This window comes from Gordonia sp. NPDC003950, assembly GCF_053605205.1.
Genome location: NZ_JBSGIT010000012.1, coordinates 150,837 through 162,180, shown reverse-complemented (window position 1 = coordinate 162,180; position 11,344 = coordinate 150,837). Strand labels below are relative to the sequence as shown.

General features: G+C 66.3%; 9 protein-coding genes and 1 rRNA gene. 1 reads left to right on the top strand and 9 read right to left on the bottom strand.

Going from position 1 to position 11,344, the window contains the following annotated elements:
• Positions 1 to 81 (bottom strand): 16S ribosomal RNA (locus ACWETB_RS12965); the annotation flags it as partial.
• A gap of 738 nt (positions 82 to 819) precedes the next feature.
• Between ACWETB_RS12965 and mftM the strand changes: the two genes are divergently transcribed.
• Positions 820 to 1,671 (top strand): mycofactocin oligosaccharide methyltransferase MftM, encoded by an 852-nt coding sequence (mftM, locus tag ACWETB_RS12960; protein ID WP_449744544.1) that lies wholly within the window; start codon positions 820 to 822, stop codon positions 1,669 to 1,671.
• Between the two features lie 62 nt (positions 1,672 to 1,733).
• Here mftM and ACWETB_RS12955 read toward each other — a convergent pair whose 3' ends face one another.
• The 8 genes from ACWETB_RS12955 to cbiQ all read right to left on the bottom strand — a co-directional run bounded on the left by ACWETB_RS12955 (position 1,734) and on the right by cbiQ (position 11,341).
• A complete protein-coding gene (locus ACWETB_RS12955; protein WP_348802434.1) occupies positions 1,734 to 2,393 on the bottom strand; it encodes a MadR family response regulator transcription factor in 660 nt (219 codons plus the stop codon).
• Positions 2,390 to 3,913 (bottom strand): MadS family sensor histidine kinase, encoded by a 1,524-nt coding sequence (locus ACWETB_RS12950; RefSeq protein ID WP_449744545.1) that lies wholly within the window; start codon positions 3,911 to 3,913, stop codon positions 2,390 to 2,392. The genes ACWETB_RS12955 and ACWETB_RS12950 overlap by 4 nt, the downstream gene beginning before the upstream one ends.
• Positions 3,914 to 3,937: 24 nt before the next feature.
• Positions 3,938 to 5,131, bottom strand: a complete 1,194-nt coding sequence (locus ACWETB_RS12945) for an iron-containing alcohol dehydrogenase (protein ID WP_449744546.1) — start codon at positions 5,129 to 5,131, stop codon at positions 3,938 to 3,940.
• Positions 5,132 to 5,196: 65 nt separating this feature from the next.
• Positions 5,197 to 6,723, bottom strand: coding sequence for a VWA domain-containing protein (locus ACWETB_RS12940; RefSeq protein WP_449744547.1), 1,527 nt, complete (start codon positions 6,721 to 6,723; stop codon positions 5,197 to 5,199).
• A 9-nt stretch (positions 6,724 to 6,732) separates the two neighbouring features.
• Entirely contained in the window at positions 6,733 to 8,040 is a 1,308-nt protein-coding gene (locus tag ACWETB_RS12935) for an AAA family ATPase (protein WP_452211471.1), read from the bottom strand.
• A 213-nt stretch (positions 8,041 to 8,253) separates the two neighbouring features.
• Complete coding sequence (gene mdo, locus ACWETB_RS12930) at positions 8,254 to 9,546, bottom strand: NDMA-dependent methanol dehydrogenase (RefSeq protein ID WP_348802439.1); 1,293 nt, start codon at positions 9,544 to 9,546, stop codon at positions 8,254 to 8,256.
• A gap of 173 nt (positions 9,547 to 9,719) precedes the next feature.
• On the bottom strand, positions 9,720 to 10,568 hold the full coding sequence (locus tag ACWETB_RS12925; protein WP_449744549.1) for an energy-coupling factor ABC transporter ATP-binding protein: 849 nt from the start codon (positions 10,566 to 10,568) through the stop codon (positions 9,720 to 9,722).
• A complete protein-coding gene (gene cbiQ / locus ACWETB_RS12920; protein WP_449744550.1) occupies positions 10,565 to 11,341 on the bottom strand; it encodes a cobalt ECF transporter T component CbiQ in 777 nt (258 codons plus the stop codon). Before cbiQ ends, ACWETB_RS12925 begins: the two co-directional genes overlap by 4 nt.
• Positions 11,342 to 11,344 lie beyond the last annotated feature (3 nt).

The following is an 11,344-nucleotide window of genomic DNA, read 5'->3' as shown; positions in this document are numbered from 1 at the left end:
AGCTAGGCCTTTCCGTTCGACTTGCATGTGTTAAGCACGCCGCCAGCGTTCGTCCTGAGCCAGGATCAAACTCTCCATGAAAAAACACTGAAACACAAAGTTTCAACACAATCTCAGCCAGAGAGACAAAAGAACCTGACCAAAAAAATCCAAAAAACTGGCAAAAAACAAACTCACAAACACCACAACCCACAACAAGGTTGCAGCATCCAAAAACAAAAATTTGTTCACTACCATTCAAAAAAATGGCACCAAACAATCCACCAACACACTATCGAGTTCTCAAAGAACACACACCCACCAACACCACCCACACAGGGCGAACTCCGATGAGCCAGTTCTATTTCCAGAATGTTAACCCCTTCCGGAGCAACTCTTCCAGAGTACCAGGCCTACTTCCCGTTCACAACCCTTGGGTTGTGATCCGATCGGAAGGTCCGGCATTCCCGGTGATCGTCGCGGCACACAAGTGTGTCGCATCGATCTCTCGGGGGCGGTCTGCGCAGGCCCGGTTTCCTCTCCCCTGGTGAGTCCCTCTCGGGGCCCTCCGGGGCGGCGCCGCGGCGCGCTGACTTCGAATAAGTTACGCACCGGAGCATCGGGAATCAAATCGCCTGGTCGCGCCCACCACCAGGACCCGTTTTCCCAGTTCACAGGGATCGTCGCTCACCGGCGGCGGCGCCGGATTCAGCGAAACCATCGATGTCGCGATGCGTGATCTGGGCCACGCCGGACCGTCGGAGGTCCTGTCCATTGGGTCAGCAGGCCCGTCCAACCGGTCAGTTCCCCGGCGAAGTCGCAGGTCATAGCGTGTAGGACATGATCGCCCCGACCATCAGCGCCGGCCTCCCGACCGATCGACGGATCTCGGTGCGCCACGCGGCCGCCTTGCCGGATGGCATGGAATCGGTGGGCCGCGTCGGTTGGCGCGACCACGATGTCGTCGGTGGCGAGTCCCTCGAACTCCTCCACACCTTCACCACGGCCGACATCTCCGACGACGCGATGGTCACCGCGTTGGTCGCTCTCGTCGATGCCGGCGCAATCCACGGACAGTGGGAGTTCGAGGAGTCCGCGACAGGGCTCATCCAGACCAGCTCACCGGACCCGGCGCAGGCGTGGGCCGCGTTCTACGACAACTCGTTGCGCGCACTCGGCGACGGCACCGCCGCATTCGCACCCGTCCATCGCCGCGCACGTTCGCTGATCAGCGGTTCCAGCGTTCTGGAAGTGGGTTCGTGCTTCGGGTTTCTGGCACTGCAGTGCGCCAACGATGGTCTGACGGTGTCGGCTCGTGACATCTCCGCCGGCGCGATCGCCCTGCTCACCGCAGCCGGGCGCCGACTGCGCACTCCTGTCGACGCGGCGGTCGGCGACGCCACCCACCTCGACCTCGCCGACAACTCGGTCGACACGGTCACGCTCATCCACCTGCTCGAGCACCTCGACGGTGAGGACGTCCACGCCGCGATCGGCGAAGCGTTGCGAGTCGCACGGCGTCGCGTGGTGATCGCGATTCCCTATGAGGAGCACCCGAGCGAGCACTTCGGACATTTGAGCACCCTGTCGCAAGACAACCTGCGGTCCTGGGCCGGCGCGGCCGACCATGCCGGGGCCGAGATCTTCGATGACCACGGCGGATGGCTGGTGCTCACGCCGCATCCCCGCTAGCCGACTCGCGCCCGCGGCAGGTTCGCCCTGCGGGCTGCGAGGCGTGTCGGATACGGAACCGCTCAGATCAGCCCACGCTTGCTGGCGATGTACACCGCGTCGGTCCGTTTGGTCACCCCGAGCTTGCGGATGATGTTGCGGATGTGGAACTTGACCGTGGATTCGGAGATGAACAGGGTCTGACCGATCCGCTTGTTGCTCATCCCGTCGGCGAGAAGACGAAGGACCTCGCGTTCACGTTCGGTGAGGGTCTCCGAACTCCCACCGTCCCCGGAGACCGTCCGCAGGACGATGGCCGCGCTGCGGGGATCGAATGCGCTACCACCCCCCGACACTGCCTGAATCGCCCGCACCAACTCGGTGGTGTCGACGTCCTTGACGACGTAGCCGCGTGCCCCGGCCTTGACCGCGCGGACCACCAGGTCATCGTCGAGGAATGTCGTGAGCACCAGCGACGCGACCTCGGGATGTCGGGCGGCAATCTCGGTGATCAGCCGCAATCCCTCGTACTCGGTACCGGCGGTGAGCTTGAGATCGACCACCACGACGTCGGGGGTCGACCGCGCCACCTCCGCCAATGCCTGATCAAAGGAATCCGCCTCGCCGACAACCGAAATCGACTGCTCTCGTTCGAGCAGGGATCGGATCCCGGCGCGCAGCAGCGCGTGGTCGTCGACCAGCATCGTGCGGACCGGCTTCGTCGCGATCTCCGGGTTGTTCATCGACTGACCTCCTGTGCCACCGTGGGCGCGGCTCCGGCGGACCGCGTGGCGGCCTCGACTCGTCCCGTACCCCGCTGTCCATCCCCGCGCTGTCCGGTATCCCCGTCGGGTATCTCCACCGCGATCCGCACCCCACCCAGACGCGAGCGCCGAATCCTCAGCTCACCGCCGAGATCGTGAGCGCGCGTCGACATGTTCGCCAGCCCGCGGTGGCGGCCGGCGAGATCGCCGAGCGTGGCAGCACGCAACACCCGTCGCATGTGCCCGGGATCGCCGTTGCCGTCGTCGTCCACCGTGAGACCCACCTCGCGCTCGCCGTAGCTGAGGACCACCCGGGCGGCGGTCGCCTCGGCGTGCACCGCGGTGTTGAACAACGCCTCGCCGGCGATCCGCAGAATGGCGTGCTGCAGATCATCGGGAAGATCCCGCGGTTTGCCGACCACCCGGACATCGGTCTCGAGGTCGGCGGGCATGTGCATGGAGCACAGTTCGTCGAGCACCTCGCCCAGACTCAGTCCGTCCACCGACGGCGACTGATTGAGTGCATAGATCACCGAACGTAGTTGTTCCACCGCGTTTCGGGTGAGGGTCCCCGCCATCTCCAGGCGCGCGGAGGTCTCCGGGTCGGAGTCCATCCGGCACACCTCGATCTGCACGCCCGCCGACAACACCGATTGCGTCACCGAATCGTGGAGTTCCCGCGCGATCCGCTCACGTTCCTCGGTGACGAGCCGCTGACGCATCACCGCCGACAACTCACGTTGGGTGCGTTGCAGTTCGACGTTCTGCACCGCGAGGTCGGTGGCCTGCTCACGGGCCTTGGCGTAGGCGTCCTCCGCACGCGCGAGCTGGTGGCGACTCTCCTGCAGCAGTGCGGCGTTGAGCAACGCGACGACGGCCTGGCGGGCAAGGATCCGCATCACGACCAGGTCGGCGGAGTCGACGACGTGGCTCGGCGGTGTCCACGCCGACAGTCCGCCGACCACGCGGCCGTCGAGATGGACGGGCAGATGAAGGTGGTGGTCGTCGACGATCGGGCGGACGAGCTCGCCGAGCTGGTTGCGCAGGATGTCGTTGAGCCGGTTGAGGACCTCGTCGGGCAGGTGGCTCGGGGTGCGTGCCATCTGCACGCCCTCGAAGGCGTAGATGGTGCCGTCGGCCGACATCATCAGATGCCGGGGCCCGGTCCGGTCGAGTTCCCCGTCGCAGAGCGCGAAGACGACCCAGTCGGCCTCGAGGTGCTCGGCGACGGCGCGAACGACCGACAGCACCAGATTCTCCGGTCCCTCGCCGGTCTGCACGAGCGCCCGGGAGATGCGGTCGAGCGCACCGACCACCCGGCCGAGGCGTTCCTCGACGCCGCGATACTGCGCATAGTGCGAGCCCTTGACCGAATGCAGGCCGATCAGCGAGTCGATCTCCACGGCCGGACCGCCAGCGATGTCCCGGGTGCCGCCACGCCCCTCGGGGTGGCGCGCATCGGACCGGGTGGAGCCATCGGCATCGGGAAGCGCGCTCATGGTGTCCCGCTCATAATGCCCCGCTCATAATGCCTCGGAGTAGATGCGTGCCACGTCGGCGGCGCTGGGCCGGCGCGGGTTGGTCTTCATGCAGGCGTCGGCGAGAGCGTTGCGGGTCAGCGCGCCGATGTCCTCGGCACGCACCCCGAACTCCGACAGCCGCGCCGGCATACCGACCCGTGCGGACAGGGCAGCCACTGCATCGGCGAATCGCTCCGCCGTCGCCGCCGGTGCCGACGACACTCCGACGCCGACGGTCTCGGCGAGTTCGACGAACGGGGTCGGGTCGGCCTCGGCATTGAACCGGATGACGTGGGGTAACAACACCGCGTTGATCGCGCCGTGCGGCGCATCGACCAACCCGCCGACGGGATGGCTCATCGCATGGGTGGCGCCGAGAATCGCGTTGGTGAACGCCATTCCGGCCTCCAACGCCGCATAGGCCATCTCCAGGCCCGCGTCCGGATCGCCCGGATCGTCGACGAACCGCTCGATGGACCGCCAGGCCGTCGCGATCGCACTGCGCGCGGACCGGTCGGTGAGACGGGTGTGCGCAACCGACGAGTAGGCCTCGATGCAGTGGGTGATCGCGTCCATCCCCGACTGGCCGGCCACCTCCGGAGGCAGGGTCGCCAACGGATTCGGGTCGATCACCGAGACGTCGGGAACCAGCGCCCGGCCGATGATCGTCACCTTGGTCATCCGTTCGACGTCATTGATGATGCAGAACTGCGACACATCCGACCCACTGCCCGCGGTGGTGGGGGCCGCGACCAGCGGCGGCAGCGGAAAACGCGCCCGGTCGATGCCCTCATAGGACAGGATGTGGCCGCCGTTGGCCGCCAGGATCGCGATGCCCTTCGCCGCGTCGATGACCGACCCCCCACCCAACGCGATGATCCCTTCGGAGCGGGTCTGCTCGTAGTGCTCGAATCCGAGCGAGATCTCCGGCGCCCGCGGATTGGCCGACACGTCGGTGAACGAGCTGACCCGCAGGTCTGCCGCCCGCAGCCGCTGCGCCAGCCGCGGATACCAGGGGGTGGCGACCAGGTTCCGGTCCGAGACGATCATCAATCGGCGCATTCCCAGACCTGCTGCCGCCCTGGGGATCTCATCGAGCGAGCCCGGACCGATGATGATCTCGGGGGTATGGAACTTGGCCACCGGCATCGTCGGTCGGGAGGTGACGGCACGGCGCTCACCAGTGTCGGCGCGCATTCTCGCGATCACCACCTCGTCACGCGGGGACAGATGACGAAAATCCTACGTGGCGCCACCGACACTCACGTCGCATATGCGTCTACGGAGACCTGCTCGAGCGCCGCCAGATCGTGGACGACGTGGACCCGATCGCAGAAGGTCGCATACCCGGGGAGGTCACAGGCTCCCAGCCCCCAGGAGTACTTGGGTTCGGGGGTGATCCAGATGGTTTCCCGAGCCCGGCGGGTGATCTCCTCGAACGCCTCGAGATTGGGTTCGCCGCCGTTGTTGCGACCGTCTCCGAGCACGATCACCGTCGTCCGTCGCGTGATCGCACCACCGAAGTCGTCGAGGAAGGTCTGCAGTGCCGTGCCGTAGTCGGAGTCGGCGTCGGTGTCGAGCACCCCGCCGGCCGGCAGACCCGAGACCACCAACGACAGCGCCTCCTCCGGCGGATGCTCGGCGAACAGATCGGTGATCTCGACGAGGTCGGAGACGAACGCGAACGAGCGCACATGGGCGACCATGCTCTGCAGACCATGCACCAACTGCAGTGTGAACCGCGCCGCGCTGCGCACCGACAACGAGACGTCGGCGAGGATGAGCAGTGACGGACGATCCTCCACCTTGGCCACGGTGATCGGCCGGAACGGGACACCGTCGTACCGGAGGTTGGCGCGCATTGTGCGAGCGGCGTCAACCGTGCCGCGGGCGGCGAGCTTGCGACGTGCGCGGGGCGCGCCGTGCAGGCTGCGGATCAGCCGCCGGATGGATTCCTCGAGACTGGCCCGTTCGTGTTCGTGAATGGCCTCACGCACCGACGCCTTGATCTCGCGTTCCTCGATCTCGTGATCGGTGGCCATCAGCTGTTCGAGGTGATCGCGCAGCTTCTCGGGCAGACCGTCGAGCAGCCCGGCCAGCGCACTGCGCAGACGCGCGATCTCCTCGCGATCCGGCTGCGGTCCCGCCAGTCCGTCGGCGTCGTCGAGCCAGTCCAGCAACGCCATCTCCTGCGCCACCGACAGTTCCGCGTCCAGCCGCGTCGCGTTGTCGGTGACCAACTCCCCCGGCCTGCCGGGATTGTGCAACCGCGACACCGTCAACTGCACCCGCGCGGCCTGCTCCGAATTGGGTACCGAGTCCGCCGACAGCACGATCTCGTCGGTCAGCGAGGCCATGTCGAGTTTGTTGGCCTCCTGATGCAGGTTGTACTGCTCGGCGAGATCCTCGGGATCGAAATACTCCCGGATGTCGGACGGCGGGCCGTGACTGTGCCCCTGCTGCGGGGTGTTGCTCACCTCGTCGGAGAGAGTGTAATCGGCCAGCTCACCGGTGTCGGACAGATCGTCGTGGGTATGTGAATGACTGTGTCCGTCATCGGTGTCCAGCACCGGCCGCAGCGAGAAGAACCTGTCGAACACCTCGTGAAATGTCTGCTCGTCGCGGCGGTCCTTGATCAGGCACGCCTCCATCGCCGACCGCATGAGTTCACGGTCGGCGAGGATCTCGGCGGTGCCGACCGCGGACATGGCATCCATGGCTTCCGACACGCCGATCCGCACACCGTGCAGGCGCAACAACCGGACGAACCGGTGGACCGCTCCTTCCATCCCCGGCTCCTAGAACGGACGCTTGCGGCCACTGCCGCCGGACGGCGGACGGGTGAAGGAGCGACTGCCCTGGGTGGCGCTGACGGATCGGGTGCCGGCATCGCTCTTCGCGCCCGGCGATCCGTAGTACTCATCCGCGTGCCGGCCGGGCTTGTCCTTCTCCGCGCGACGCGCCGGTCCACTGTGATCGTCATGATCATGATCGTGGTCATGGTCATGCCCGTGGGAATGGCCGTGTCCATGTGAATGCCCATGGCCGTGATCATGCGAATGCAGATGATCGGGCACCTCGGCGTTCGGATCGACCAGCCGCGGCAGCGCATCGAGGGCACGGGTGAGATCGCGGTCGTATTTGACCACCACATTCGCGGTTTGACCGAGGATGTCGGCGGACAGTTCGTCCGCGCCGAGCACGGCGAGGGTGCGCGCCCAGTCGATCGCCTCGGAGATGCTGGGCGCCTTGCGCAGATCCAGATCACGCAGCCCGCGGACGATCTCCACCAGTTTGGCGGCCAGGGTGTCGGCCAGCCCGGTGTTCTTGGACCTGATGATCTCCAATTCCCGTGCGGCATCCGGATAGTCGAGCGACAGATGCAGGCAGCGGCGCTTCAGCGCCGCGGACAGATCCCGGGTGTTGTTGGAGGTCAACACGATCATCGGCTGATGGGTGGCGACGAAGGTACCGATCTCGGGGACCGAGACCTGGTATTCGGCGAGCAACTCCAGCAACACCGCCTCGAGTGCCTCGTCGGCGCGGTCGACCTCGTCGATCAGCAACACGACAGGACGTTCGCTGCGCACCGCCTCGAGCAGTGGACGCGGGGCGAGGAATCGTTCGGAGAAGAACACACTCTCCTCGGCACCGATGCGGTCGACGGCCTCCGAGAGGGTGTCGGCTTCGGCGACGACCTGGGAGATCTTCTCCTTGAGCACCTGCGTGTAGAGGAGTTGCTTTCCGTAGTCCCATTCGTAGAGGGCGGTGGTCTCGTCCTGCCCCTCATAGCACTGCAGTCGCAACAGATCTCGGCCGGTCACCTCCGCGAGGGTCTTGGCGAGCTGTGTCTTGCCCACGCCCGCAGGACCTTCCAGCAGCACCGGTTTGCCGAGTCGGTTCTGCAGGAACACGGTCGTCGCCAGTCGCTGATCGGCGAGGTATCCGGCGTCGGCGAACCGCCGGGTCACGTCGTCGACGTCGCGGAAGGTCACCGCGGAGTTCTCCGTTGCGGTGCTGTCGTCGGATTCGGTTGACGCCGAGGATGATTGCGCTCCGGCCGCGGAGCCTGTCGGGTCGTCGGTGGTGACGAAGGAGGTGGACATACGAAGCTCTCCTGAGAAGGTGGACGCGCCTCGACGAGGGCGTGGGGGCGGCGACGCGGGGCGGCAATGCGTGGACCGGGGCCGGTGGTCTTGTCCACTCCGGAGGTCACCACGCCGAACGCTCGAGGTGACCACCGGAGTGAGTGGGATGTGGGGAACCGCGGACTTCGGGGGCATGCGGTTCCCCACACCCCGGTCGGGGTGGACCGGCTGCTACGGGAGCAGCTCGTCCAGGCTTCCGTTCACGCAGTGCTCGACGACCGGACGCACGGTCTCGAAGGTGCACTCCTTGGGGTTACCCGGGGTGCACGCGTCGCCGAGGACGTGGTTGGTCAGCGCGTCGATGGTGGCCGCGTCGGTGGTGATCTCCTTGCGGTTCTCGTAGAACTTCGTCGGCCCCTCGCCGAGGCGGTTCTTGGGGTACGAGTCCTTCTTGACGTCGGCGAAGCGCTCGACGATGCCCACGTCACGCAGCAGCCGGATGGCGGCTTCGAGGGCCGCATCGGCGGCCTGGACCTTGGTCATCCCGTGGGTGTCGACGCCCATGGCCTGCGCCATGTCGGCGTAACGCTCGTACATGACCGGCATGTTGAACGCCCACACACGCGGCAGTGCGATCGCATTGTTCAGGCCGTGGTGGGTGTCGAAGAACGCCGACACCGCGTGGCTGATGGAGTGGATGATTCCCAGTCCACCCGAGTTGAAGGCCTGTGCCGCAATGTATTGCGCGTACATCATGCCTTCGCGACCCTTGAGGTCGACACCGTTCCAGGTGGCCTCACGCAGGTTCTCCGCGGTCATCTTCACCGCGTAGAGGGCGTTACCCATCGACGGCGGGAAGTTCAGCCGCGAGACGTAGGGCTCCGACGCGTGCGCCAGGACGTCGAATCCGCACTGCGCGGTGTAGGCGACCGGGCAGTCGTAGTACAGCACCGGGTCGTCGATGGCCAGCGTCGTCACCGCGGCGTCGTCGAAGGCGACGTACTTGTGCGGCTTGTCGGGGTCGGTGGTGGTGTCGGTGATGACGTAGGCCCAGGAGGTCTCCGACCCGGTACCGGCCGTGGTCGACACTGCGATATGCGGTGGGTTCTTGGGGTTTTCGCTCTTGTTGAAGCCCTCGAACTCGTTGACGCTGCGGCCGTCGTGGGCGACCGAGATGCGCGCGCCCTTGCAGGCATCATGTGCCGAGCCGCCACCGATCGAGATGAACGAGTCGCACTTCTCCGAGTTGTACAACGACACCGCGTCCATGACGTTGTAGTCCTTGGGATTGGACTCGACCTTGTCGTAGAGCACGACCTCGAGGCCGTGGTACTTGCACGACTCGACGATCTTGTGCACGGTGTCGCTGCCGCGCAGACCGGTGGTCATGATGAGGGTCTTCTTGAATCCGAGTTTGAGGGCCTCGGGACCGATCATCTCGTGTGCGCCCGGGCCCATCATGGCACGGGGGAACGGGTGGAACTCCTTGATGGGAAACGGCTTGAGTAGCTCATCTACCTGCATGTGACCTGACCTCCTTCGTCGTCGGCGCACACCGCGTGACGCCGACTGTGAGCAACGGCGACGTTACGCGCGTCACAGGAAGGGGTGGAAGGTGTTGCGGCACAAACCGTCCCTGGAGAATCATCGGAACCCACCTTGGTCAGGTCGGGGTCGCCCGACGGGCAGGTGGCCGACTATCCGTTCGGACAGGGCGAGGTGGCCGACGAACTCCGGACGCCGCCGGCACGTGCCCGCCGGACCGCGTCGATGTCGAATCCCCACGGCAACTCGAGCCGGTGCGCGGCCAGTAATGCCTCGTCGGCGAGGATGTCGTCGACCGGGCCGTCGGCGACCACGCGGCCGGCGTCGATGACCACCGCCCGGTCGCACAGTTGGGCCGCGTACAGCAGGTCGTGGGTGACCACGAGCATCGTCGTCCGCAGGCGCAGCAAGGTGTCGGCCAGGTCCCGGCGCGCCAGCGGATCCAGATTCGCCGACGGTTCGTCGAGGACGAGAACATCTGGGCGACAGGACAAGACGCTGGCGAGCGCACCGCGTCGCCGCTGGCCACCGGAGAGATGATGCGGACTGCGCCCGGCGTGTTCGGTCATCGACACCGCGGCCAGCGCCTCGTCGACGCGCAGCTTCAGCTCATCGCCGGTCACCCCGAAGTTGGCCGGGCCGAACGCGACATCCTCGACCAGGGTCGGCATGAACAGCTGATCGTCGGGGTCCTGGAACACCAGTCCGACGCGCCGGCGCACCTCGCGAAGCGAGTTCTTCGCCACCGGAATGCCGTGGATGGCCACCTCGCCGGCAGTGGGCAGCAGCACACCGTTGAGTTGCAACATCAGGGTGGTTTTGCCGGCCCCGTTGGGACCGAGCAGCGCAACGCGCTCTCCCTCTGCCACCACGAGGTCGATGCCGTCGATTGCGACATGACCGTCCGGATAGGCGAACGACAGGCCCCGGACCTCGACGGCCGGGGCACCCGGTACCGAGGAGTCCGGCGGGCTGACATGCTGTGGCAGTTGACGTCTCATCTCATCCCCCAGGCACTGGCCGCGACCGCGACGGCCGCGATCGCAGGTGTGACGATCACCGCCCACTGGGCGGGTGTCGCGCGTGGCGCGGTCGCCACCCCGGGCATCTCCGGGATCGTTCCGGTGAATCCGCGCGACATCATCGCCAGATGCACCCGCTCACCGCGTTCGTAGGACCGCAGGAACAGCGCGCCCACCCCCTTGGCGATCGCCCCCGCCTGATGGATCAGCCGGGGTGAATCGCCGCGCGCGGACCGAGCGATCTGCATCCGCCGGATCTCGGCCGAGAGCAGGTCGACGTAGCGCAGCATCATCACGAAGATCGGCGTGATCGTCGCCGGGACACCCAGCCGGGTCAGTGCGACCGGGAGTGCGCGGGCCTCCGTCGTCGCGGCGAAGGTCAGCGACGCCGCGACCCCGAGCGTGCCCTTGATGAGGATGCCCCATCCCGCGTACAACCCGGTCACCGACAGCGACATACCGAGGAACTCCACCCGGTCGGTCCCGGCGGAGAACGGCAACAACACCGCCAGGATCACGAACGGCGCCTCGATCAGCATGCGCGGCAGAATCCACAGCGGTGGTATCCGCGCGAGCGCCCACACGGCACCCAGGATGAGCGCGAAACCCAGGTAGGGCCAGAACATCTCACGCGGAGTGGCCACGACCGCGAAGACGAAGATCACCAGGCAGACGATCTTCACCTCGGCGGGTGCGCGGTGCACGCGCGAGTCACCGGCACGGTAGAGCGGATGGGCATGACCGGCACCCATGGT